Origin of the sequence: Microbacterium sp. cf046, assembly GCF_900114345.1 — a bacterium.
Taxonomy (GTDB): domain Bacteria; phylum Actinomycetota; class Actinomycetes; order Actinomycetales; family Microbacteriaceae; genus Microbacterium.
In genome coordinates this window covers 960,164-984,718 of the sequence record NZ_FOZJ01000002.1, presented here as the reverse complement: position 1 = coordinate 984,718, position 24,555 = coordinate 960,164, and the positions used below count along the sequence as shown (strand labels likewise).

General features: G+C 69.5%; 23 protein-coding genes and 1 tRNA gene. 19 read left to right on the top strand and 5 right to left on the bottom strand.

Translation table 11 applies throughout. The features are described from left to right. The first annotated feature begins 46 nt into the window (after nt 1-46). The 4 genes from BM349_RS10945 to BM349_RS10930 all read left to right on the top strand — a co-directional run bounded on the left by BM349_RS10945 (nt 47) and on the right by BM349_RS10930 (nt 2,355). A complete protein-coding gene (locus BM349_RS10945) occupies nt 47-454 on the top strand; it encodes a DUF6855 family protein (RefSeq protein ID WP_091706872.1) in 408 nt (135 codons plus the stop codon). 94 nt (nt 455-548) lie between these two features. After that, the gene (locus BM349_RS10940; protein ID WP_091706871.1) at nt 549-1,391 is read left to right on the top strand and encodes a peptidoglycan-binding domain-containing protein; all 843 of its coding nucleotides are present in this window, start codon (nt 549-551) and stop codon (nt 1,389-1,391) included. A gap of 53 nt (nt 1,392-1,444) precedes the next feature. After that, on the top strand, nt 1,445-2,002 hold the full coding sequence (locus BM349_RS10935) for a DNA polymerase III subunit gamma/tau (RefSeq protein ID WP_091706870.1): 558 nt from the start codon (nt 1,445-1,447) through the stop codon (nt 2,000-2,002). After that, nucleotides 1,999-2,355: a hypothetical protein gene (locus tag BM349_RS10930; protein ID WP_091706869.1), complete on the top strand. Its 357-nt coding sequence runs from the start codon at nt 1,999-2,001 to the stop codon at nt 2,353-2,355. Before BM349_RS10935 ends, BM349_RS10930 begins: the two co-directional genes overlap by 4 nt. Before the next feature lie 5 nt (nt 2,356-2,360). On the opposite strand, the gene BM349_RS10925 is transcribed toward BM349_RS10930, so the two are convergent. Beyond that, nucleotides 2,361-5,309 carry a helix-turn-helix transcriptional regulator gene (locus BM349_RS10925; RefSeq protein WP_091706868.1) on the bottom strand — a complete coding sequence of 983 codons (2,949 nt, stop codon included), beginning with the start codon at nt 5,307-5,309 and terminating at the stop codon, nt 2,361-2,363. Nucleotides 5,310-5,354: 45 nt separating this feature from the next. Further along, nucleotides 5,355-5,624 carry a DUF4242 domain-containing protein gene (locus BM349_RS10920; protein ID WP_139230916.1) on the bottom strand — a complete coding sequence of 90 codons (270 nt, stop codon included), beginning with the start codon at nt 5,622-5,624 and terminating at the stop codon, nt 5,355-5,357. A 269-nt stretch (nt 5,625-5,893) separates the two neighbouring features. Between BM349_RS10920 and serA the strand changes: the two genes are divergently transcribed. Then, nucleotides 5,894-7,498, top strand: coding sequence for a phosphoglycerate dehydrogenase (gene serA / locus BM349_RS10915; protein WP_091706867.1), 1,605 nt, complete (start codon nt 5,894-5,896; stop codon nt 7,496-7,498). Between the two features lie 35 nt (nt 7,499-7,533). Beyond that, nucleotides 7,534-8,169: a hypothetical protein gene (locus tag BM349_RS10910; RefSeq protein WP_091706866.1), complete on the top strand. Its 636-nt coding sequence runs from the start codon at nt 7,534-7,536 to the stop codon at nt 8,167-8,169. Between the two features lies 1 nt (nt 8,170). Here BM349_RS10910 and BM349_RS10905 read toward each other — a convergent pair whose 3' ends face one another. Continuing rightward, on the bottom strand, nt 8,171-8,716 hold the full coding sequence (locus BM349_RS10905) for a TetR/AcrR family transcriptional regulator (protein WP_091706865.1): 546 nt from the start codon (nt 8,714-8,716) through the stop codon (nt 8,171-8,173). Nucleotides 8,717-8,805: 89 nt separating this feature from the next. Here BM349_RS10905 and BM349_RS10900 point away from each other — a divergent pair, with 89 nt between their 5' ends. Genes BM349_RS10900 through BM349_RS10880 form a run of 5 tightly spaced genes read left to right on the top strand, consistent with a single transcriptional unit; the run spans nt 8,806 to nt 14,676 of the window. Next, nucleotides 8,806-10,356: an MFS transporter gene (locus tag BM349_RS10900; RefSeq protein ID WP_091706864.1), complete on the top strand. Its 1,551-nt coding sequence runs from the start codon at nt 8,806-8,808 to the stop codon at nt 10,354-10,356. Between the two features lie 57 nt (nt 10,357-10,413). After that, on the top strand, nt 10,414-11,481 hold the full coding sequence (locus BM349_RS10895; RefSeq protein ID WP_091706863.1) for a 3-isopropylmalate dehydrogenase: 1,068 nt from the start codon (nt 10,414-10,416) through the stop codon (nt 11,479-11,481). 48 nt (nt 11,482-11,529) lie between these two features. Next, on the top strand, nt 11,530-12,636 hold the full coding sequence (locus BM349_RS10890) for a branched-chain amino acid aminotransferase (protein WP_091706862.1): 1,107 nt from the start codon (nt 11,530-11,532) through the stop codon (nt 12,634-12,636). A 13-nt stretch (nt 12,637-12,649) separates the two neighbouring features. Next, nucleotides 12,650-13,414 carry a fumarylacetoacetate hydrolase family protein gene (locus tag BM349_RS10885; RefSeq protein ID WP_091706861.1) on the top strand — a complete coding sequence of 255 codons (765 nt, stop codon included), beginning with the start codon at nt 12,650-12,652 and terminating at the stop codon, nt 13,412-13,414. Further along, the gene (locus tag BM349_RS10880; protein WP_091706860.1) at nt 13,414-14,676 is read left to right on the top strand and encodes an MFS transporter; all 1,263 of its coding nucleotides are present in this window, start codon (nt 13,414-13,416) and stop codon (nt 14,674-14,676) included. Before BM349_RS10885 ends, BM349_RS10880 begins: the two co-directional genes overlap by 1 nt. 11 nt (nt 14,677-14,687) lie before the next feature. Here BM349_RS10880 and BM349_RS10875 read toward each other — a convergent pair whose 3' ends face one another. Continuing rightward, nucleotides 14,688-15,752, bottom strand: a complete 1,065-nt coding sequence (locus tag BM349_RS10875) for an aminotransferase class V-fold PLP-dependent enzyme (protein ID WP_091706859.1) — start codon at nt 15,750-15,752, stop codon at nt 14,688-14,690. Between the two features lie 57 nt (nt 15,753-15,809). Here BM349_RS10875 and BM349_RS10870 point away from each other — a divergent pair, with 57 nt between their 5' ends. From BM349_RS10870 to BM349_RS10845, 6 genes are all read left to right on the top strand, one after another. Beyond that, entirely contained in the window at nt 15,810-16,766 is a 957-nt protein-coding gene (locus BM349_RS10870) for a LysR family transcriptional regulator (protein WP_091706858.1), read from the top strand. Nucleotides 16,767-16,881: 115 nt separating this feature from the next. Then, nucleotides 16,882-18,450 (top strand): hypothetical protein, encoded by a 1,569-nt coding sequence (locus BM349_RS10865; protein ID WP_091706857.1) that lies wholly within the window; start codon nt 16,882-16,884, stop codon nt 18,448-18,450. A gap of 46 nt (nt 18,451-18,496) precedes the next feature. After that, entirely contained in the window at nt 18,497-20,011 is a 1,515-nt protein-coding gene (gene gltX, locus BM349_RS10860) for a glutamate--tRNA ligase (RefSeq protein WP_091706856.1), read from the top strand. A 95-nt stretch (nt 20,012-20,106) separates the two neighbouring features. Next, a tRNA-Gln gene (locus BM349_RS10855) sits at nt 20,107-20,178 on the top strand. Nucleotides 20,179-20,299: 121 nt separating this feature from the next. Next, on the top strand, nt 20,300-21,022 hold the full coding sequence (locus BM349_RS10850) for a hypothetical protein (RefSeq protein ID WP_091706855.1): 723 nt from the start codon (nt 20,300-20,302) through the stop codon (nt 21,020-21,022). Then, on the top strand, nt 21,019-21,747 hold the full coding sequence (locus BM349_RS10845; protein ID WP_139230915.1) for a hypothetical protein: 729 nt from the start codon (nt 21,019-21,021) through the stop codon (nt 21,745-21,747). The genes BM349_RS10850 and BM349_RS10845 overlap by 4 nt, the downstream gene beginning before the upstream one ends. Here the strand turns inward: BM349_RS10845 and BM349_RS10840 are convergent. Next, nucleotides 21,737-22,642, bottom strand: coding sequence for an aminoglycoside phosphotransferase family protein (locus tag BM349_RS10840; protein ID WP_091706853.1), 906 nt, complete (start codon nt 22,640-22,642; stop codon nt 21,737-21,739). The two genes, BM349_RS10845 and BM349_RS10840, sit on opposite strands and share 11 nt — an antisense overlap. Nucleotides 22,643-22,762: 120 nt before the next feature. On the opposite strand from BM349_RS10840, the gene BM349_RS10835 reads away from it, so the two are divergent. Then, a complete protein-coding gene (locus BM349_RS10835; RefSeq protein ID WP_091706852.1) occupies nt 22,763-23,548 on the top strand; it encodes a DeoR/GlpR family DNA-binding transcription regulator in 786 nt (261 codons plus the stop codon). Then, nucleotides 23,545-24,522: a 1-phosphofructokinase gene (pfkB, locus tag BM349_RS10830; RefSeq protein ID WP_091706851.1), complete on the top strand. Its 978-nt coding sequence runs from the start codon at nt 23,545-23,547 to the stop codon at nt 24,520-24,522. Before BM349_RS10835 ends, pfkB begins: the two co-directional genes overlap by 4 nt. The last annotated feature ends 33 nt before the right edge of the window (nt 24,523-24,555 follow it).

Genomic DNA, 24,555 nt, shown 5'->3' with positions numbered 1-24,555 from the left:
CCCCGGTCAGGGGAGTATTGTTCGCGACGTCGACGAGGGGGACAGCATGGCTGAGGGCACCGGCACGAAGGACGACCCGTGGCGCCTGACCACGGCGCCGGGCACGTCCGCGTACACGATGTACCGGGACGAGGATGCCGACCCGCCGGCACTCGTGTGCCAGGTGGGCTCGACGACGCTCAAGTATCACCTGAGCGCGATCGACGACCTCGCCGTGTGGCTCCGCGCGCAGGGCGATTGGGTGCCGCTCGGCGCGGCCGACGAGCAGAAATCCGCCGCTGACGGGACCGTCGAAGCCTGGGGCCGCGACGAGGCGAACCCGGTGGGCGGCTGGTACGGCCTGCGCAAGGGCTACCGCGGGCGGTTCGGCATGTACCTGCCGCCGCTGCTCGAGGCCCTCGGACTCGTCGAACTCACGCACGACGCCCGCAACAACAGCGTCCGCGCGCTCTGACGCGGAGCGGCGGAGCAGCTCCGAGGGACTCTTGCGCGACCCTGCCCGGTCTGGGACCGTGTCGGTGGGGGAGCTCCACCACAGAGGAGTCTCGATGAACGTCGAACCGTGGGGCACAACGGGGCCGGGTGCCTCGACACCGGTGGTCCCCGCCATCCAATACCTTCTCCGGGCGCACGGGCACGCCGTCGTGGTCGACGGGGACTACGGTCCTGCGACGACCGCCGCGGTCTCGGCTGTGCAGAGCGCGGCGGGACTGACCACGGACGGCATCGTCGGTCCGGTCACGTGGCCGCATCTGGTCGTGAGCACGCAGAACGGCTCGACCGGTGACGCGGTGCGTGCGGTCCAGCAGTTCGGGCTGGTTCCCTCGCCCGGTGTCGATCCCCTCGTCGTGGACGGCGACTTCGGGCCCATCACGCAGGAGCGGGTGCGCTTCTTCCAGGAGTCCTGGGGACTCACCCAGGACGGCATCGCCGGGCGCGAGACGTGGTCGTTCCTCAGCACGATGCAGCCCGGGCCGCGCCCGTGGCCGCTCGTGAAGGTCGGGGCGACGCAGGCGACGAACTGGCGCGTGCTCGCCGCGCAGCACCTGCTGCGATTCCGCGGCGCGCCGATCGTGGCCGACGGCGCATACGGTCCGCTCAGCGGCGAGGCCACCCGCACGTTCCAGATGACGCTGCGGGCGACGTTCATCTCGACCACGCTCGGGCAGCTCGACTGGCCGTCGCTCATCGAGACGGTTCGCCTCGGCGATACCGGCGAAGCAGTGCGCGCGGCCCAGACGCTCCTGCCGGGCGGCCTCGTCTTCGACGGTGACTTCGGACCGCTGACGGATGCCGCGGCCCGGCAGTTCCAGTCGATGTTCGCGCCACCCGCCGATGGCATCGTGGGCCCAGCCACCTGGTTCGCGCTGACGCAGCGCCTGTTCGACTGACCGGGCCGCGAAGGTCACGGTTCGGGCCGCGTCGCGCGGCTACGCTGGAGCGCATGGCCCGCGGCACAGACGACGACGCACTCGCTTGGGGCGGTGACGACGATCCGACGCTCGACGTGGGTGCCAAGCCCGCGGATCCTGCGCCCGCGCCGCTCGACGACTCAGACGAGACCGACGAGACCGAAGCGGTGGACGAATCAGCGGATGCTTCACCGACCGCGCTCCCGAAGGGCTTCACCGCCGTCGGCAAGGGCAGCGACGAGGTCGGGAGGGTGCATGCCGACGGCTCGGTCACGATGCCGGGAGAGCGCGAGCCGATGGGCAATGCGACCCTCATCACGCTCGGCATCCTGGGCGGTGTCTACCTGATCTACGCGATCGGATGGATCATCGGAGGATTGCGGGTTCAGGGTCGCGCGCAGTACCTGGTCACGGACGTGATGTACCAGGGCAGCTTCTGGCTCGCCGTGCTCGCACCGCTGCTGTGGTTCGCGACGGTGTTCCTGCTCACGATGCGGTCGAGGTCCTGGGTGCGGTTCGCGTGGCTCATCGCCGGTGTCGTCCTGCTTCTGCCGTGGCCGTTCGTCATGATCGGGGCTGTGGGACAGTGAGCGACACGACCGTCAATTCCGAGGCGTCGGCCGGGCCGCGCAACCCCGTCTGGCTGGTCGCAACGATCGCCGGAGGGTTCGGACTCTTCTACGCCTACGCGGTGTGGAACGCCCTGGGCAACCTGATCCAGGCCGCACAGCTGCCCACCGGGCTGAACGGGCTGGGCTGGTTCATCTGGATCTTCGCCACCGTGTTCCCGATCCTCGCCTGGGCGGCGGCGTTCGCGCTCGGCCATCGACGCCCCGCGCACCATTTCATCCTGATCATGCTCACGGGGCTCGCGCTGACGGCGGTGTTCTGGCTCGATGTGGTCGCCTATACGACACTGAACACCGCGTCGCTGCTTGCCTGATCGGCCTAGATGACGAGCCCGTGCCGATGGGCGATCGCTGTCAGTTCGGCACGCCTGCCGGCATCCAGCTTTGCGAGCAGATTCGACACGTGCCGCTCGACCGTGCGGTGGCTGATGTACAGACGGCTCCCGATCGTGCGGTCGGTGAGACCCTCCGCGACCAGCGCGAGCACCTCCCGCTCGCGAGGTGTCAGTTGGTAGAGGTCCGCGTCCGGCTTCGGCTCATCGCCCAGAACCACGCGGGCATGCTTGGCGATCCGGTTCGCCATCCGCATCAACTGCTGGGCGCCGATGTCCGCTGAAGTCACCGCTGCCGCGCGCACCTGCGCCGCCGCCGCCCTGCGGTCGCCGAGAGCCAGCAATGCTTCCGCGGCGCGCAGTCTCATCTGTGCCTCGCGGAATGGATCCTTCACCCGAGCCCATTGCTCGGCCGCATCGACCCACTCCGCAGCGCATTCCCGTCCTTCACTCTCGGCCAGTTCGCAGAGTGCGCCCGCGTACGTCGCGAGCGTTGTGGGGACGGCAGCGGCATCACGCGCCAGAGCTGCCGCGGCGAGTTCCACCCATTCGCGCACGGACCCGGCGTCGCGTGCGTGACTCGCATCGACTCGGCTGCGAGCGGCGGCCGCGGCCGCCGCGGCGACGAAGACCGGCACTGCGTAGATCGCCGGCTCCTCGTCGCTCAGCGCCAGCTGCGCGGTGTGCGCCGCCGCGACAGCGGCGTCGAGCTCTCCGCGCGCCACGGCAACTTCGATCCACGTCGCGTACAGAGGACCGATCAGCTGCCCGTCCAGCAAGCGAGCGCCGTTGCGGGCGGCGCGCTCGAGAAGCGCATCCGCCTCGGCCAGCGCACCCCTGCGGAAGTGGAGCTGCCCGCGGGTGAGGTCGGCCCGCAGCGCGTCGATGCCGAGAGGTTCGAACGTGGCGGCTTCATCGAGCAGCAACTCCGCCTCGGGGTAGCGACCGAGGCGGAGGAGGGCCTCCGCCGCATCGCACCGGGCCCACACTCCCTTCCTCTGCTGAAGGCCGAGGCCGTCCACCACCGCGATCCCTTCGATCGCGACCACCGCGGCCTCCTCGATCCGATCGGCGTCGAAGAGGATTGATTGAAGGTTGACGACTGCGCGGGCGATGTCGTCGAGGTCGTCGAACTGTTCCTCTGCGATGTCGCGGGCCAGGAGCAGCTGAACGATTCCCTCATCGACGCTGCCGACGTGAGCCAGATCGACGCCCAGATTGTTGCGCGCGTGCCCTTCGATCGAGCGTGCGTTCGGTACCGTCTGCGCGATGCGGATCGCCTCCTCAGCAAGAGCCGCAGACTCTTCGAACCGACCTCCGAGCATGAGGACCTGCGAATACCCGCTCAGGACCGCTGCGCGCCACGAGGTCTCGGGCTCGGCGGGGACGAGCTCGACGGCGCGCTGATAGGCGGCCAGTGCGCCGACGCCGTCGGCCGCCATCCACAGATAGCGCCCGAGGCGCTCGTGGAGGTAGCCGTGGTGGTGGCGCTCGGCAGGATCGACTGCGTCGATCGCCGCACGGATCAGCTCGGCGGCGCGCTCCGGACGGCCGGCCAGATGTGCGACCTCCGCCGCCGCCCAAAGCAGGCGATACCGCGGTTCATCGAGCAGCTCGTCACCGTCGCGGACGACCTCGAGCAGGGCGATCGCGCGATCATAGTGCGACAGCGACTCGCTGAATGCGAGCGCGCGAGCGGCTTCGCGAGCGGCTGCAACTGAGGACGTCAATGCACGCGGGCGGTCTCCGGCTGCATCCCAGTGGCGAGCGATCGCGCCGGCGGCTGCGCCTGCGGTACCCGCGAGTTCGGGTGATTCGGTGAGGGCGGCCGCGGCTCGCTCGTGCAGCCGTGCCGCCTCGCCGGGAAGGAGACCACCCGCAATCGCCTCCTGGAGGAGCGCGTGACGGAACATGTAGAGGCCACCCGCCTGCTCGGTCAGTAGGACGTGCTGTTCGACAGCGGGTCGCAGGGCCGCATCCAGCGACGGCCCGCTCCTGTCAGCGACCTGCTCGAGCAGGCGGTGGGTCACACGACGTCCGATCACGCACGCGGCTCGCAGAACCTGCCGCGTCGCGGGACTCAGGGCCTCCAGGCGTGCAAGAAGCAGATCTCGGACCGTGGCGGGCAGGTCACCGTCGCGAGCCAGCGCGAGGAGTTCCTCGGCGAAGAAGGGGTTGCCCTCGGCGCGCGCGTACACGTCGTCGAGGAGAGCCTTGCGGGGCGGAACGCCGAGGATGTCGCTCAGCTGGAGCGCCTGCTCTTCGCGGGTGAGCGGCTGAAGGACCACGCGCCTGTCGGACCCCCGCCCCGCCTCGGCGATGAACCGTGCGACTTCCGGCTCCGCCGATGTCTCGTCGCTGCGCACCGTGAAGAGCAGGAGGGTCCCTCCTCGCAGTTGACTCGACAGGATGGCCATCAGCTCCACGGTGGACTGGTCCGCCCACTGCAGGTCCTCGATGATGATGACGACGGGGGAGCCCTTGCTGAGCCCGTCGACAATCGCGCGGACGGCACGGAACAGTCGGTTCGCACTGGCCCGGTTCAACTCCGGCACCGAGACAGCGTCATCCAGCGCCGGTATCCAGCGGGCCAGCTCAGGTGCGTTCGGTGCTGCCAGTTCGACGACTCCGGCAACTCCGCGCTGTCGTACGAGGTCGGTCAGCACTTCGACGAGCGGCGCGTACGGCAGGATCAGTTCGCCGTGCAGCACGCATCGCCCCACGAGAACGTTCGCGCCGAGCGCCTCTGCTCGGGAGGCGAACTCCATCACGATCCGGGTCTTGCCCATTCCCGCTTCGCCCTCGACGAAGGCCGTCTGGGCGTGTGGAGCCTCGATCGCGTGCTTCAGCAGAGACTCCAGGCGCGCGAGCTCGGACTGCCGTCCGATCAGACGACGGCTGGCCGCGCGCCCATTTGTGACTTCCCCCGTCGCCATGTGTGGATTATGTCCCTGTCCGAAGCGATCGGACAGTGCCCCGTGTCAATCCGCAGCGACAGGGATCACGCCCTCCTGCACAGGAATCAGCTGATCGGCGACGAGACCGTGAGCCTCGCGATGCACTCGAGCGGCAGCCTCGGCATCAGGCGCCTCGACCAGGCAGAACACCATGCCCGAGTCCTCGTCGAACCAGTACTGCTTGTAGTCGACGCCATAGTCGTGCTGAACGTCGAGATCTTTGCGGTGGGCTTCGGCGACCGCGTCTGCCGTGAGTCCCTCGACCTTGCGGTGGATGTCCATGAAGAGTGCCATTTCAACCTCCTGTGGTGTGGCGACATGCGTCGTGCTCCCAGCGTGGCGCGCTGTGTCGCGCGACGGATGCGGGTAACCACGTACGAGTCGATGTCGCGACCACGCAGATTCGCCCCGGATGCGGGCGGCCGCACTGCGTCACACGACGTGGGTCCCTGTCGGCGAGCCGATAGAGTGGTCCTGAATGCGCCCCGATGGCGTGCGGCGCAGCATCCACTTCTCTTCCCCGGCCGCACTTCGCGCGCCCACGCTCCAAAGGATCCGCCGTCGTGACGAAGCCTGTCGTGCTCATCGCCGAAGAACTCTCTCCCGCAACGATCGACGCACTGGGGCCGGACTTCGACATCCGTCAGATCGACGGCACGGATCGAACGGCGCTGCTCGCGGCCCTCGGCGACGCGCAGGCCGTGCTCATCCGCTCGGCCACCAGGATCGACGCCGAGGCGATCGGCGCCGCCCCCCAGCTGAAGGTCGTCGCGCGTGCCGGTGTCGGGCTCGACAACGTCGACATCAAGTCGGCGACCACGGCGGGTGTCATGGTCGTCAACGCGCCGACGTCGAACATCATCTCCGCGGCCGAGCTGACGATCGGGCACATCCTCAGCCTCGCCCGGCACATCCCGAGCGCCCACGCATCGCTCGCAGCCGGACAGTGGAAGCGCAGCGCCTACACCGGTGCGGAGCTGTTCGAGAAGACGGTCGGAATCATCGGCCTCGGCCGGATCGGCGCACTCATCGCAGAGCGCCTTCGCGCATTCGGGGTACGCGTCGTGGGCTACGACCCCTACGTGACCCCGGCGCGGGCCCAGCAGCTGCAGGTCGAGCTGCTCTCGTTCGAGGACGTCCTCCGCCAGAGCGACTTCGTCACCGTGCACATGCCCAAGACTCCCGAGACCACCGGGATGATCAGCACGGAGCAGCTCGCGCTGATGAAGCCGTCGGCGTTCGTGATCAACGTCGCGCGCGGCGGGCTGATCGACGAAGAGGCGCTGCACACCGCGCTCACGACCGGTGTCATCGCCGGCGCCGGGCTCGACGTGTTCACCTCCGAGCCTCCCGCTCCGGACTCGACCGCAACGCGCCTGCTCGACCTGCCCAACGTCGTCGTGACGCCGCACCTCGGCGCGAGCACCGATGAAGCGCAGGAGAAGGCCGGCGTCTCGGTCGCGCGATCCGTCAAGCTCGCGCTCGAGGGCGACCTGGTGCCCGACGCAGTCAACGTCGCGGGCGGCATCATCGATCCCTTCGTGCGACCGGGCATCGCGCTCGTCGAGAAGCTCGGCCAGTTCTTCACCGGGCTGGCGCACGCCGCGGTCACGAGCCTGGACATCGAGGTACGCGGCGAGCTGGCCGCCTACGACGTCAGCGTCTACCGCCTCGCCGCGCTCAAGGGCATCCTCACGAACGTCGTCAGCGAGAACGTGTCCTACGTGAACGCGCCGCTGTTCGCCGAAGCCCGCGGCATCGAGACACGTCTGATCGTCGAGGCCGAGAGCCCGCTGTACCGCAACCTCACCGTCCTACGCGGCACGCTCTCCGACGGAACCGTGCTCACGATCGCCGGCACCCTGGCCGGAACCCGCATGGTGCCCAAGGTCGTCGGGATCAACGGCTATGAGATCGAGGTTCCGTTCGAGCAGTATCACATCGTGATGCGCTACGCCGATCGACCCGGCATCGTCGCGATCTACGGCCAGCGGCTCGGCGATGCGGGCATCAATATCGCCGGACTGCAGGTCGCGCACCCGGACGCGAGCGGCCGGGCGCTCTCGGTGCTCACGGTCGACTCGCCCGTGCCGGACGAGATGCTCACCGAGTTGCACGCCGCGGTCCAGGCCGATATGTTCCGGCAGATCGAGATCACCGAGTCCTGACTCGGTGAGAGCGCGGCGTTCGCTACGGTGAGCGCATGCGTCTGATGAACGGCCCCGCGGCACGCGTGGTGGGCTCGGCGGTTTCGTGGCTGCTGTTCACCACGAGCTTCACGCTGCTGTACCTGTCCGCGGCCGTCGTCATGGGTCTCGGCGGCTTCTGCGCCAGGGGAGGCCCCTACGTCATCGAGACCGAGTGCCCGGATTCGGTCGTCCTCTTCACCCCGCTCAGCATCTTCGCGATGCTCATCGCCGTGGCGATCGGCGTCTTCCTCGCGCGCGGGTTCGGCACGCCGCTCGTGATCTGGGGGTGGCCGATCCTGTTCGTGGGGCTCGGCATCGACTTCCTGCTCGCCTCGTTCATGCCCGGCGGCGTCTCGAACCTCATCGTCGCGATCGTGTTCATCATCATGGGGATCGTGCCGCTCGTCATCGTGCTGCGCGTCGGCGCCGCGCGGCTGCTGATCGGCACCACGAACGTGCGGGATCGGCCGTTCCGCGACGGGCGCGGCCCCACGCCGATCTTCCAACTCGGCGGCAGAAGTCAGGATGGAGATGCCGCGCCCGCGACGGCGGGGGACTGGGCGCTCGCGCTGGGCGTCTCGGTGCCGTCGATCCTCGTGGGCCTCTGGCTCGCGCAGACCATGTTCCACTCCGTCGCCGGAGCCCGATAGGTCAGCGGCGGGCCGCGCGCTCCACGAGCTCGATCAGCGCGTCCATCTCGGCGCCTCGGGGCACCGGTCCCGGGATGCTGCCGCCGGCGAGCGCGTTGTTGAAGTACAGCCCGTCGCTCACGAGCATCACGAGGTCGAGGGATGCCGCATCCTTCGTGTGCGGCCGCAGCGCGTCGCCCCACCGCTCCCGCACGTCCCGCAGGGCAGTGCTCGCAGAGACGTTGCCCCCCTGCGCGAGGCGCGAGGTGGCCAGGATCGCACGATCGAGCGGGTCGTTCTGCATGACCGACGACCTCAGGAAGTACGCGATCGGGCCCTCCTCGGCGAGCGTCATCGCAGTGATGTCGTCGGTGACGAGCGCGTCCAGGCGCTCGATCACGCCGGATTCGAGCGCGTCCTTCGACCCGAAGTGGTAGAGCAGGCCGCCCTTCGACACGCCGGCGGCGCGGGCGGTGGCATCCATCGTCGCGGAGCGTTCGCCCTCGTCGATGAGGATCGCCTCGAACGCGTCGAGCACGCTCTCTCGGGCTCGGGGAGGACGGCTCATGGCCTGATCGTACCCACCTCCCGCCCTCAGCTCTCGTGCGGGCGAATCTGATACTATACCGGCTAGACGGTTTAGAAACTGAGGAAGAAATGACGAACACGCTGACCCGCATCCCGACGACGGTGGCCCCGCGCGTCGGATGGCGCGGCTGGGCTGCACTCGTCGTGCTCATGCTCCCGGTCCTGCTGGTGTCGGTCGACAACACCGTGCTGAGCTTCGCGCTGCCGCAGATCGCCCTCGACCTCGAGCCCACCGCGACCCAGCAGCTCTGGATCATCGACGCGTACCCGCTCGTCCTGGCGAGCCTCCTGGTCACGATGGGCGTGCTCGGCGACCGGTTCGGCAGACGACGGATGCTGCTCATCGGCGCTGCCGGGTTCGGCCTGGTCTCCGCACTCGCGGCCTTCGCGCCGAGTGCGGAGTGGCTGATCGCGTCGCGCGCGGCGATGGGCGTGTTCGGGGCGATGCTGATGCCCTCGACCCTCTCGCTGCTGCGCAGCATCTTCACCAACCGCGACCAGCGCCGGATGGCCATCGCGGTGTGGGCGGCCGGGTTTTCCGCCGGCGCCGCACTCGGACCGGTCGTGGGCGGCATCCTGCTCGAGCACTTCGCCTGGGGATCGGTGTTCCTCATGGCCGTGCCCGTGCTCGTGCCGCTGCTGATCCTCGTGCCGATCCTGGTGCCCGAGAGCCGCGACCCGAACCCCGGTCGATTCGACCCGATCAGCGTCGCACTGTCGCTGCTGACCATGGTGCCGATCGTCTACGCCATCAAGGAGTTCGCCGTGCACGGCACCGAGAGCGCGCTCCCGCTCGTGCTCGTCGCTGCGGGCATCGTCTTCGGCGTGGTGTTCGTCCGTCGGCAGAACCGGCTCGAGACGCCGATGCTCGACATGGCGTTGTTCCGACGCCCGACGTTCTCGGGCTCGGTGCTCGTGAACCTCCTCAGCGTGATCGGACTCGTCGGCTTCCTGTACTTCGTCGCTCAGCACCTGCAGCTGATCGTCGGCCTGTCGCCGATCGAGGCGGGGCTCGCCCTGGTCCCGGGTCTGCTGGCGATGATCGTCGCCGGCATCGGAGTGGTGCCGATCGCCAAGCGCGTCGCGCCGCGGATCGTCGTCCCCGTTGCCCTGGGCTTCTCGATCCTGGGCTATCTGCTCGTCGCGGTCAGCGCGAACACGGGCGAGCTCGCGATCCTGATCGCAGCGTTCGTCTCCCTCGGCGTCGGCATCGGCGCGGCCGAGACCGTCTCGAACGAGCTGATCCTCGCGAGCGCCCCGCCCGCGAAGGCGGGCGCGGCCAGTGCCGTCTCCGAGACGGCATACGAGCTCGGCGCGGTGCTGGGCACCACGATCATCGGCGGTCTGCTCGCGGCGTTCTACCGCGCCAACCTCGCGCTGCCCGCCGGACTGCCCGCGGAGACCGCCGATGCGGCCCGCGAGACACTCGCAGGCGCCGTCGCCGGTTCGGACACGCTCGCCGAGCCGATGGGTCAGGCCCTCCGGGATGCCGCCGCACACGCGTTCGATGCCGGCGTCGGCGTCACCGCGCTGATCGGCGCAGGACTGATCGTGATCGCGGCCGTGATCGCCGCCCTCACGCTCGGCGGTCGCGCCAAGCGCGAGCCCGTCGAGCACTGACACTGCGCTCGGCAGAGCGATCCGCCCCGATACGCTGGCACTGTCGGAAGGAGCGCAATGTCAGGCGTGCAGGAGAGCAGGACGGTCCGACTCGCCGTCATCCCCGGTGACGGCATCGGGCCGGAGGTCATCGCCGAGGCGGAGAAGGTGCTGGATGCCGCGACCACGGGTTCCGGCATCCGGTTCGAGCGCACGCGATTCTCGCTGGGAGCCGCCCGGTTCCTCGAGACCGGCGAGACGCTCACCGACGAGGACCTCGCCTCGATCGCCGCTCACGATGCGATCCTTCTCGGTGCGGTCGGCGGAGTGCCCGGCGACCCCCGGCTGAAGGACGCGAACATCGAGCGCGGTCTGCTCCTGAAGCTCCGCTTCGAACTCGACCACTACGTCAACCTGCGACCCTCGAAGCTGTACCCCGGCGTTCCCGGCCCGCTCAGCGACCCCGGCGAGATCGACTTCGTGGTGGTGCGGGAGGGGACCGAGGGGCCGTACGTCGGCAACGGAGGATCGATCCGTCGCGGGACAGAGCACGAAGTCGCGAACGAGACCTCGGTCAACACGGCGTACGGCATCGAGCGGGTCGTGCGCTACGCCTTCGACCTCGCCGAGCGGCGCAGGAAGGCGCTCACGTTCGTCCACAAGACGAACGTGCTGGTGCACGCGGGCGGGATGTGGCAGCGCATCGTCGACGCCGTGGCGCAGGAGCACCCCGACGTCGCCGTAGACTATCTCCACGTCGACGCGGCGACGATCTTCCTGGTCACAAACCCGTCCCGCTTCGACGTCATCGTCACCGACAACCTCTTCGGCGACATCCTGACAGACCTGGCCGGCGCCGTCACCGGTGGCATCGGTCTCGCAGCGTCCGGGAACATCAACCCGGATGGCGCGTTCCCGTCGATGTTCGAGCCCGTTCACGGTTCGGCACCCGACATCGCGGGGCAGCAGAAGGCCGATCCCACGGCCGCGATCCTCTCGATCTCGCTCATGCTCGATCACCTCGGGCTGCACGACGAGGCACAGCGCGTCACCCGCGCTGTCGAGGACGACATCGCGGCACGCACGGGGACCGCTCGCTCGACGGGCCAGATCGGCGACGCGATCGTCGCCCGGCTGCAGGCGTAATCTGGAAACTCGCCCCCTCCGCGGGCGCATTACTCGCTTGGACGTGACATGACTCTCATCGGAACCGACCCCGACACCGGACTCGAGCCCCTCGAGTTCGCCGTGACCAAGAACCTCACCGCGAAGAACGCCGCCCAGCGCGACGAGATCCTCGCCAACCCCGGGTTCGGCGTCAATTTCACCGATCACATGGTCGACATCTGCTGGTCTACGGGCGGCGGCTGGCACCGCCCCCGTGTGCAGCCCTATGGCCCGATCACCCTGGACCCGGCCGCCGCCGTGCTGCACTACGGCCAGGAGATCTTCGAGGGCATCAAGGCGTACCGGCACGCCGACGGGTCGATCCACACGTTCCGGCCGGATCAGAACGGACGCCGCCTCCAGCGTTCGGCGCGTCGCCTCGCGCTCCCCGAGCTTCCGGTCTCGTACTTCATCCAGTCGCTGCGCGAGCTGATCGCGGTCGACGGCGCGTGGGTGCCGTCAGGTCAGGACCAGAGCCTGTACCTGCGTCCCTTCATGTTCGCGAAGGAGGCGTTCCTGGGGGTGCGCCCGGCGCACAAGGTCAACTACTACGTGATCGCCTCTCCCGCCGGGGCCTACTTCCACGGCGGCGTGAGCCCGGTGTCGATCTGGCTCAGCGAGGACTACGCGCGCGCGGGCAAGGGCGGCACCGGTGCGGCCAAGACCGGCGGGAACTACGCCTCTTCGCTCCTGCCGCAGTCCGAGGCGTACGAGCACGAATGCGATCAGGTCGTCTTCCTCGACCAGGATCGCAACGTCGAGGAGCTCGGCGGGATGAACATCGTGTTCGTCCACAAGGACGGAACGCTCGTCACGCCGGAGTCGCCATCGATCCTCGAGGGCATCACGCGCGATTCGATCCTCCAGCTCGCGATCGATCGCGGGCACAAGGTCGAGGGTCGCGCGGTGGCATTCGACGAGTGGCGCGAGGGCGTGGCATCAGGCGACATCGTCGAGGTGTTCGCGTGCGGCACCGCGGCGGTCGTCACGCCGATCGGCGTACTCAAGGGCAAGGACTTCATCGACGAGCAGCCGATCGGCACGCTCGCGCTGGAGCTGCGCCAGGAGCTCACCGACATCCAGTACGGCCGCGCCGAGGACAAGCACGGCTGGCTCCTGCGTCTGGATGCCTGAGTAGGCTCGACGGGTGAGGATCGCACGCTTCAGCCACCAGGACGCCATCCGCTACGGCATCGTCGACGACACGGATCTGGTCGTCCTCGAGGGCGATCCGATGTTCGCCGGATTCGACACGACGGGGGAGCGCGTCCCGCTCGGCGATGTCGCGCTGCTGGCACCGGTGATCCCGCGCTCGAAGGTCGTGTGCGTCGGGCGCAACTACCGTGCGCACGCCGAGGAGCTCGGCAATGAGGTGCCCGCGGAGCCGATGCTGTTCCTCAAGCCGAACACCGCGGTCATCGGCCCGGGCGATGTCATCGTCCGCCCGCCGCAGTCGAAGTTCACGTCGTTCGAGGGCGAGCTCGCCGTCGTGATCGGCTCGATCGCGAAGAACGTCTCGGTCGAGCGTGCGCCGGAGGTCGTCTTCGGATACACGATCGCGAACGACGTCACCGCCCGCGATCTGCAGATGACCGACGGGCAGTGGGCGCGCGCGAAGGGCTTCGACACGTTCTGCCCGCTCGGCCCTGCGATCGAGACCGACTTCGACGTCGCCACCGCGACCCTCGAGACGCGGCTCAACGGCGAAGTGGCCCAGCGGGCGCCGCTCACGGACATGATCCATTCCGTCGCCGACATCATCGCCTACGCGTCGGCGGCATTCACCCTTCTGCCCGGAGACGTGATCCTGACGGGTACCCCGTCCGGCGTCGGACCGTTCGAGGCCGGTGACACGATCGAGGTCGAGATCTCAGGCCTCGGCACGCTGCGGAACACCGCTCGCGACGCGTGATGGCCGACGCCGCGGCGTCGGCGCACGCCTCTCTCGCGCCCGCAGACATCGCTCGGGTGCAGCGCCGCACGGTCGGCGTGCTGTCTGTCGCGCAGGTGCTCGGGGGCATCGCCTTCGGCGCGACCCTGTCGCTCGGTGCCGTCCTGGCCGCCGACATCTCCGGCGATGAGACGTTCTCGGGTCTGGCGGCCGCGGCGGTCACGTTCGGCACGGCGCTGATCGCGATCCCGCTCGCCCGCCTCGCGCGTCGGCGCGGCCGGCGACTGTCGCTGGCGACCGGCATGATCATCGCGCTGGTGGGCGTGACACTGGTCGTCGTCGCGGCCGCGATCGGATCGTTCCCGCTGCTCCTGCTGGCGTTCCTGCTCGTCGGCGGCGGCCAGGCCGCCAACCTCCAGTCCCGGTTCGCCGCGTCCGATCTGGCGACCGACGCCACACGCGGCCGCGACCTGTCGATCGTGGTCTGGGCGACCACGATCGGGGCGGTGCTCGGACCGAATCTGACCGGCCCCGGCGAGGTCATCGGCACGGCGATCGGGATGCCGCCCTTGACGGGGCCGTACGTCTTCACGATCGTCGGCCAGCTCCTTGCGATCGCCCTGTACTTCGCCGCGCTGCGCCCGGATCCGCTCCTGCTCGCCCAGCGCGTGGTGGATGCGGCATCCACCGCCTTGCGCGCGCAGCAGATCGCCAAGCCCGATCAGCCGCGCGTCGCGCGGTACGCGATCTTCGCGATCGCGGCCGCCCACGGCGTCATGGTCGCGGTCATGGCGATGACCCCGGTGCACCTGCTCCATCATGGAGCGACGCTCACGATCATCGGAGTGACTCTCAGCCTCCACATCGCGGGGATGTACGCGCTCTCACCGGTCTTCGGCATCCTCGCCGACCGGCTCGGCCGCATCCCGACGATCCTGCTCGGCCAGGTGATCATCGCCGCCGCGCTGGTCACCGCGTCCTTCGGGCAGGAGTCCACGCCGGCGGTGACGATCGGGCTGGTCATGCTCGGACTCGGATGGAGCGCAACGACCGTCGCCGGGTCGGCTCTGCTGACCGAGGCGTCGTCCGAGTCGGTGCGCACACGGCGGCAGGGGCTGAGCGACTTCACGATGAGCATCGTCGCGGCCACGGGGGCGATCCTGGCCGGTGTGATCCTGGGCTGGATCGGTTACGGAGGGCTCGCCCTGCTGGTGAGCGTCGCGGTCGTCGCCGTCATCGCGCTCGCGCCCCTCGGGCGTCGCGCGACTCCGGTGCCTGCGTAGGCTCGACGCTCCTATCGTCCGAGCGCCCGCAGCGCGTCGGCGGCGTCCTGCGCGTCGTTGAAGACATGGAACGCCACGCGGGCGCGACCGGCCCTGCCGGATGCGGTGATGCCCGCCGCCGTCAGTCGCGCCAGGTCGCTTCCCTCGGGATCGGCCCACGTGACGATCGCACTCGGGCGCGCTGCGGGATCGAGCCCCATCCCGGTCACGAACGCAGCCGCGAGACCGGTGGTGTGATCCTGTACCGCGACCGGGTCGAGCGACGCGAACAGCTCGAGTGCGGGCTCCGCCCCGACGAAGGCCTGCCACGCGGGCGACACGTCGAATCGCGTGGCGTCCGATGCGAGATCCACCGTGTGCCCGTAGCACGACGACCACGGGTCGGAGCCGGAATACCAGCCCGCGAAGATCGCCGGGACCTGTTGCGCGAAGTCCTCGCCGATCGCCATGAACGCGACTCCGCGTGGAGCGCACAGCCATTTGTACGTGTGGCAGATCACGGCGTCGTACTCGGACGCGTCGACCGGAAGCCACCCGATCGCCTGGGTCGCATCGCAGAGCGTGCGTGCGTCGTGCCGCTGCGCCGCGTCGCGGATGGCCGCAGCATCCGCGACCTCGCCCGTGGCGGACTGGACGAGCGAGAACGCCACGAGCCAGGTGTCATCGGTGATCGCGTCGGCGAGCAGTTCGAGGGGTGCAGTGCGCAGACGGATGCCGCGCCCGGCGTGCGCGAACGGAAGCACCATCGACGAGAAGTCTCCCTCGACGCAGAGCACCTCGGCGCCGTCCGGGACCGCCGCGGCGACCAGCCCGGCGAACACCGACGCCTGCGAGCCGATCGCGACGCGCACGGGCGGGACGCGCACCAGCTGCGCGAAGTGCCCGCGAGATCTCTCCACGACCGCGGTGTATTCGACCGCTGACGCGTGCCCGGTGGCGGCGGCATCGAGATCGGCGATGACGGCGGCGCGCGTCGCGCGGGTGGGGAGTCCGACCGTGCACGCCGCGAGATAGGACCGGCCGCCCGCGAACTGGGCGCGAACCCCCGTCAGGTCGGCACGAGTGAGGGTGGACATGATTCCAGCGTGCTCGCCCGAAGAGCATTCGTCTACGGCAGGTGTTCTATCCGAATCATGCGAATTGCTTATGATTTAAGCGTGAGCGAGCGTCTGTTCGACGACCCGGAGTTCGATGTGCAGGCGTTGCGCGCGATCAAGGCGATCGCGGACGAAGGGTCGATCACGGCGGCCGCGACCGCCCTCGGCTTCAGCCAGCCGGCGCTCAGCCAGCAGATGAAGCGGCTCGAGTCGCGACTCGGGGTTCCGGTGATCGAGCGGGTCGGTCGCACGGTGAGACTCACCGAGGCCGGTCGGGTGCTGGCACGCCACGCTCCGGCCGTCACGACGGCGCTGGACGCCGCCGCGGGCGAACTCGCCGAGCTGCGCGGGCTTCGCGCCGGGCGCGTCAGGCTCGTCGCATTCCCGTCGGCCTCGCCGACCGTGGTGCCACGGCTGCTCAGTCATCTCGCGGAGCATCATCCCGGGATCACGATCACGTTCGTGGAGGCCGAACCGCCGGAGGCGGTCGAAGCGGTCCGCGAGAATCGTGCCGACATCGCCCTGACCTTCAGCTATCCGGGCGACCGAGACGACCCTCACGGTTCGAGCGCCAGCGGACTCGCGGTGCACTCCGTCGGCGCCGACGATCTGCTCGCCGTGCTGCCGGTGGGGCATCCGGCTGCCGCAGGAGAACGCGTCGAGGTCGCCGAGCTCGCCGACGAGAACTGGATCGCAGGATGTCCACGCTGCCGCGGTCATCTGCTCGAACTCTGCGGTCGCGCCGGCTTCGAGCCGCGCATCGGCTTCGAGACCGACAACTTCGTCGCGGTCGAGGGGCTCGTCGCCCAGGGAATCGGCGTCGCGACGCTGCCCCGAATGGCGGTGGAGTCGTTCCCGCTGATGCCCGGGGTGATCACGCGTCCCCTTCCGCACGCGGAGGCGCGCACGCTGCACGTCGTCACAGCACACGGGGCGGAGCGCGTTCCCGCGGTGCGCATCACGCTGGCCGCGATCGAACGGGTTCTGCGGTAGCGCCGGTCCTACGGAGGGCGCGTCCAGCGCCCTTGACGCCGAACGCATCCCTCTGCAACGCTCGCGGTGTCGGTGGCTGACGAGGAGGTCGGCGCACGAATCCTGGGGGAGACCGATGCGGATCACATCGCGCGTTCGCGCTGTCGCAGCAGCAGGTGGCCTGGTCGCGGCACTCGTCCTGACCGGATGCTTCGCGGAGGTGCTGCCGAAACCCGATGCGACGCCCACTCCGCCTGCCGATGAGACGGCGGCAGGCGGTCCGCTCGTCGGCGACCCGTCCCTCCTCGCGGGTGAAGAGGAGTGCGTGGCGGCGGCCGACAACGAGCCGTGGTATCCGACGATCGCTGCATTCGAGGTGCACGATTCGGAGCGCACCCACCTGTACGACTGCGCGAGCTTCCTGGGCGCGACGACCGACTCGAACGCGGTGTTCGCGTACTCCTCGCCCGACGTGTACGTCACGCCGTACAACATCGTCGGGCGCGGCCCGGACGAGCTCTACATCTACGGCGGAGGCTACGGCGACGATCCGACCGCGTCCGGCTCGTTCGTCTCACGCGTCGAGCCGGGGAGCCTCCGCGAGGTGTGGCGCCGTGTGCTCATCAACACCCATGTGACCGGCGAATGGAACTATCCCGGCGTGCTGAACGCGATGGCCGAGGACGACCTGATCGTCGTCTACGGCTACCGCATCGCGCGCATCGATCCCGACGACGGCACCGTGATCGCCAGCGCGACACTGCCGACCGGCGACTCCGAACCGGGCGACACGGCCTACAACGGCTACGACGCGTTCCCCGACGGGACGATCATCGCCAAGACGGTCAACCGGCAGCCCGGCTGCACCGAGCAGGGCTTCTCCGCCTTCCTGCAGTGCCCCGACCCGAGTTCAGCTCCCGCGAGCGTCCTCGTCGCGATCGACCCCAGCACGCTCGAGGTGATCGATCAGGTCACGCTCCCGGAGATGATGGGCGGCCGCGTCACGACGACCGTCTACGACGGCACGAACATGATCTACCTTCCCGGTGCGACCAAGCTCTACCGCTACACCTTCGCCGACGGCACGCTGTCGGCTGACGAGTCGTGGGGACCGGTGAGCTACCTGAAAGACGGACAGACGGCGGCTTCGGCGATGGCGGTGATCGGAGACCAGGTCGTCGGCATGACCAACGGCGGCGCGCCGACCTCGACGCCGATGAGCGTGTTCTCGGTGAGCCAGGCCGACTCCACGCAGGTCGGCAACCTGCAGCCGTTCGCCGACTCCGATTCGGACAACAGCTTCATTCCGTCGATGGTCTCCGTGGACCCCGACAACGGCCGCGTGTACGTGATGGACGCCGGCGCGGCGATGATCGGCGCCGTCGACGTCGGTGAGGGAACGCTCGATCTGGCTTGGACGGCCGACCAGCGCACGCTGAGTTTCACGACCCTGGTGGGTCCGCCCGACCAGCGCATCCTGATCGGCACCCATATCCCGGTCAAGACGTTCAAGGGTCTGCAGGACTACACGACAGAGGAGGTCGTCTGGCGGGACGCCGACTCCGGCGACGAGCTCGCCCGTTCCAGCGTCTTCCCGAAGATGACGACGGGCATCCTCGTGACGCCGGGCTACGGCGGCCTCCAGTACTTCCTCGCGGCCGACGGGCACATCATCAGCCTTCAGGTGGTGCCGGCGGCGGACTGAGCAGGGCACGCGGGGCCGGGGCATCCGCGAACTAAGCTGGACGACGATGTCTGCACCCGATCCCCGCACCACGACCGCAGCCGGCGCCGACGTGCGCGTCCGCTTCTGCCCCTCGCCGACCGGCCTGCCCCACGTGGGGCTGATCCGGACCGTGCTGTTCAACTGGGCGTACGCCCGTCACAACGGCGGGACCCTGGTCTTCCGCATCGAGGACACCGACGCCGCGCGTGACAGCGAGGAGAGCTACCTGCAGCTGCTCGATGCGCTGCGGTGGCTCGAGATCGACTGGGACGAGGGCGTGGAGATCGGCGGACCGCACGCGCCGTACCGTCAGTCGCAGCGGCACGACATCTACTTCGGCGTCCTGGAGAAGCTCAAGGCGGCCGGAGCCGTCTACGAGAGCTTCTCGACGCCCGAGGAGATCGACGCCCGAAACCTCGCGAACGGCCGCGCGAAGCAGCTCGGCTACGACAATCACGACCGCGACCTGACCGACGAGCAGAAGGCCGCGTTCCGGGCGGAGGGCCGCGAGCCCGCATGGCGCCTGCGTGTGCCGGATGAAGACCTCACGTACGTGGACCTCATCCGCGGAGAGGTGACCTTCCCGGCCGGATCCTTCCCGGACTTCGTCGTCGTCCGCGCCGGGGGAGTGCCGCTGTACCCCTTCGTCAATCCGGTCGATGACGCGCTGATGGGGATCACGCACGTGATCCGCGGCGAAGACCTGATGCCCTCCACCGCCCGACAGCTCGCGCTGTATCGCGCACTCGTGGATGCGGGTGTGACAACGTTCATCCCGCGTTTCGCCCATATGCCGCTCGTCCTGGGCGACGAGGGCAACAAGAAGCTCTCCAAGCGCGACCCGAAGGCCGACCTGTTCCTGCAGCGCGAGAAGGGGTTCATCCGCGAGGGGCTGCTGAACTACCTGTCGCTCCTCGGCTGGTCGCTCGCCCCCGACCGGGACGTGTTCTCGCTCGACGAGCTGATCGCCGCGTTCGACATCGTCGACGTCAACCCCAATCCGGCGCGCTTCGACCAGAAGAAGGCCGAGTCGATCAACGGCGACCACATCCGGATGCTGGAGCCTGCGGACTTCGCGGAGCGGATCGTCCCGTACCTCGCCGCCGCCGGTGTGCTGACCGTCCCGCTGAGCGACGCGCACGCGAGTCTGCTGAGCAAGGCCGCCCCGCTCATCCAGGAGCGGCTGCCGCTGCTCGGCGATGCGCCGGATCTGCTCCGGTTCCTCTTCACGGACGACATCTTCTATGCCGAGGACGCGCTGGCGGGACTTCCCGCGAACACGGGAGTCGTGCTCGCGGCATCCGTCGGGGCGCTCGAGCTGATCCCGGAGGATCAGTTCACGGCGGCGGCGGTGCAGGAGGCTCTCTCTCGCGCGCTCATCGAAGGCCTCGAGCTCAAGCCGCGCGTGGCGTACGGCCCGCTGCGGGTCGCCGTGAGCGGTCGACGGATCTCACCGCCGCTGTTCGAGTCGATGGAACTTCTCGGCAAGGCCGAGTCCATTCGTCGCCTCGGCGCGCTGGAGGCGTTCCGCGCGGAGTGACCGCCGCCGATCCCTTCCGGCGGGACGGCTCGGTTTGGATGGGCCGCTCCCGTCGCGTAGACTTGACCCTTGGCACGGACTTCGGTTCAGCGCCTTGGGGTATGGTGTAATTGGCAACACGGAGGTTTCTGGTACCTTTGTTCTTGGTTCGAGTCCAGGTACCCCAGCTATTCGAAAACCCCCGCTCAGCGGGGGTTTTTCGTTTGCCCTGACCACTCGCCACGTGCGGTCGCCGATGCGCTGACGTCGCCCGAGCCCGTCCTGCGGACCGGGACCATAATGGACCGTATGGCTCTGCCGCTGTCGCCTGAGCACGAGGTCGAACTGGCCGCGCTGCGGCAGCGCGCCTACGGCCCGGACGCCGACATCGAGGTCGATCCGGACGCGATCGCGCGGCTCGTCGAGCTCGAGGACATGACGCGGACGGATGCGGCAGACACCGCAGATGTCGATGGTGCGTCCGATGCAGGCGCGGATTCGGCGACTTCCGGCACCCCGGCGGTGCCCCCGTCTCTCGTGCCGCCAGAGGATCCTCCGGACCCCTCCGCTCCCGCGGCAGGACCCCGTCGCCGACGCCGGACGCCGCTGTGGGCCTTCGCTGCGGGAGCCGCGCTGGTCGGTCTCGGACTCGGATGGGCGATCCCGAGCCTGGTACCGCCGCATCCGCAGACCGTCCTGCAGGTCGCACCGGCCACGGGCGCGCCGCAGAACTTCGAGCTGTACGGACTCGAAGCGGTCGCGCCGGTGCGGTACGACCCTTACCACGAGCTGGAGGTGTGGTCCTCGATCACACCGACCGGTGCGGTGTGCCTCCTGATCACCGCGAACACCGGGGAGTGGATCACCGCGGGATGCGCGGCCGGCGACATCGATCCGATCGCCGACTTCACGGTGTACGCGGGCATGCGCACGATCGAAGGACTCGATCTGCCGGTCGGCAGCCTGGTGCGCTTCATGCTCAGCGACGGCGCCGTCGAAGTCTGGATCGACCGGAGCGAGGAGCAGACGTGATGGATCTCACGGCTGCACGTTCCTCGGCCGAGCGTGAGCTCGCGCACCTGCGGGCGCGCGCGTACGGACCGGGCGCCGACATCCACCTCGATGCGGCTGCGCTGGCGCGGCTGCATGAGTTGGAGGCAGCCTCGGGGCCAACGGGGGTCGGCGCTCCCGGCCCGGACCAATCCGAGACCGAGCTCGCGCACGAGCCCGCGGACGAACCGCCGCGCTCGACCGAGACGGTCGGCCCGATCGACCCCGACGTGCAGAGCGCACCGCCGCGGCTGCACTGGTGGAACAGGATCCCGGCGTGGTCGCTGATCGCGGGGGCCGCCGCGATCGGACTGCTCGTCGGCGTGCTCGGCTCCGCGCTGTCGGCGCCGCGGGCCGTTGCCCAACTGCGACCGATGACACCCGCCGAGCCGTTCACGTTCGACTGGTACGACATCGATCGCGACACGCTCGTGCAGTACGACGACTACGGCGAGGTCCAGGTGTGGACGGCCGACAGTGTGGCGGGGATCCCGTGCCTGTTCGTGGCCGTGGGCGCCGAGTGGGTGAGCATGGGGTGCGCGCCCGGCGAGCTGGATCCGACCGTCGACCTGAATATCTTCACGGGGATGCCCGCGCTCGATGTGCTCGATCTGCCCCCGGGGAGCGTGGTGCGGTTCGTGCTGCGCGGAGAAGTGGTCAGTGTGTGGACCGCCGAGCCGACGGAGCCCACACCGGTCAGCTCGTGAGTTCGACGAGGGCCTCGGCGCCCAGCATCGCGTACTCGGGGTTGTCGTCGCTCTGATCGAGCAGCACGAGCGTGAACGCGGCAGCCCAGCCGTGGGCGCGTGCCCAGGTCGCCGCGTCGTAGCGGTCGCCGACCGCCTCGATGAACGCCGTGCGCCCCGCTGATTCGAACGCGAGCCAGGCGACTGCGAGATCGTAGGCGGGGTCGCCTGCGGTCACGTCACCGAAGTCGATGATCGCGACGAGCTCCGATCCGCGCGCGACGATGTTGCCGGGGTGCAGGTCGCCATGGATGCACACCGGTGCGTCAGCCCATGCCGGCGCGGTGAGCGCGGCATCCCACAGCCCTTCGGCGCGGGCGAGGGCACGATCCGCCACCCTTCCCCGCAGGGTGGCGAGGCGCGCGCGAACGGATTCGTCTCGGACGGTGAGGGGGACCCCTCGCACGGGATTCGCGGGGAACGGGACGCCGGCAGGGACGTGCAGCGCGATCAGTGCACGTGCGAGGGGCTCGGCCCAGCCTGCTCGTCGCGCGCGTGGGATGCCGAGCCCTCCGGCGCCGTCGAACCACGGAACGATGGACCATGACCATGGGTAACCCTGGCCGGGCCGCCCTTCCAACACCGGCGCCGGAACGCGGACACCCGACGGCCCCAGGCGTTCCGCGATCTCCGCGAGCACCTGCTGCTCGTGAAGCACCAGCGGTGCAGACCGCGCGCGGCGGGGAAGCCGCACGGCGAGGTCGTCGCCGAGCCGCCACACCGAGCAGTCCCAGCCGTCGGCGACGTGCACGAGCGGCGAGGTCGCGGCATCCGGGACCGCTCCCGCCTGGCTCGTGACCAGCTCTCGAACCAGCTGCTCGTCGATCACGAGCTCTGCGGCGGGCTGGTCGGGCATCCTCCGACGCTACCGGCAGCGCTCGGGGCACCGGCCACCGACTGTGAGAATTTCTGCGAATGCTCTTGCGAATGTGTTGATTTCTGTTGTATCGTGTGGGAAATTCACGGAGGAATTCGCATGTACGCAATGGAGCGCCAGCAGCTCATCGGGCGATTGCTGCTCGATGAGGGTCGCGTCAGCGTCGTGGACCTCGCTCGTCGCTTCGAGGTCACCACCGAGACCGTCCGGCGCGACCTGGATCAGCTCGAGCGGGTCGGCGCGCTTCGCCGCGTGCACGGCGGCGCGGTCACGCGCGACCGCGACAGCATGGCCGAGCCCACGCTCGCGGAGCGATCCACCCGCCGCAGCGACGCGAAGGCCGCGATCGCACGCCGCGCGCTCGAGGTCGTCGGCGACCGCTTCCGCGGCTCCCTCTACCTCGACGCCGGGACGACGACGCACGCCGTCGCCGCTCTGCTGCCCGAGCGCCTGATCATCTCGGGCGGGCAGGTCGAAGTCGTCACGCACGCGATGACCCTCGCCCACACGCTCGCCGGCGCGGCGGATGCATCGCTCACCGTCATCGGCGGGCGCGTTCGCGACGCGACCGCCGCAGCGGTCGGCGCCGAGACCGTGCGCGCGATCGAGCGGCTTCGCCCGGATGTCGCGTTCCTCGGCACCAACGGCATCTCGGCGGCCTTCGGCCTGAGCACGCCCGATCCCGAAGAGGCAGCGGTCAAGACCGCGATCGTCCACGCCGCCCGCCGCGTCGTGGTGGTCGCCGATGCCGACAAGCTCGGCGCCGAGCTGCTCGTCAGCTTCGCGCCCCTGGATGCCATCGATGTGCTCGTGACGGATGCCGCGCCCGACGCCGAACTGGCCGACGCGCTCTCCGACGCCGAAGTGGAGGTGTGGCTCGCATGACCCCCGAGTACGCGACGGCAGGCAGGATCGTCACCGTCACCGCCAATCCGTCCCTGGATCGCACGATCACCCTGGCGACAGCGCTCCAGCCCGGCGAGGTCCAGGCGGCAGCCTCAGCACGCGAGGACGCCGCGGGCAAGGGGATCAACGTCGCCCGCGTGATCGCCGCCGCCGGCGTGAGCACGGTGGCCGTGCTCCCGCTCGCTGAGGACGATCCGTTCGCCGCCACACTGCGGGCATCCCATGTTCCCGCGCGCATCGTCGAGGTCGACGGCCATGCTCGCGCGAACGTGACGATCACGGACCCGGCCGGCGTGACCACGAAGCTCAACCTTCCGGGTGCGACCCTCTCGCCCGCCGAGGTCGACGACCTCGTGACCGCCGTCGTCGAGGCGAGCGCCGGCGCCGACTGGCTCGTGCTCGCCGGATCCCTGCCTCCAGGTGCGGGGGAGCGCTTCTACGTCGAGGCCATCCAGGCCGTGCGAGCACGCTGGGGCGCGGATGCGCCTCGCATCGCGGTCGACACATCGGGCGCGGCGCTGCGCGCGGTCGTCGCGGAGGGCTCACCGGATCTCATCAAGCCCAACGACGAGGAGCTCGCCGAGCTGGTCGGCGTCGCGCTCGATCCCGGGGCAGACCTGGCCGCAGCCGTGCTCCCCGTCGCCCGCGCGCTCGTCCCCGGCAAGGTCGCGGCAGCCCTCGTCACCCTCGGTGCCGACGGCGCCGTCCTCGTCGACGCCGACGGTGCGTGGCAGGCCAGTCCGCCGCGCATCCGCGTCGTCAGCACGGTCGGCGCCGGCGACAGCTCGCTGGCGGGATATCTCCTCGCCGACGTGGCCGGCGACGGACCGGGTGATCGGCTGCGCAGATCGGTCCGATACGGCGCGGCCGCGGCATCCCTCCCCGGCACACAGGCCCCGACGCCCGACGACCTGCCTGCAGGCGAGGTCGTCGTCCGACAATTGAACACCTGATCGCAACCCACCCCGCAACATCGCACCACCGAC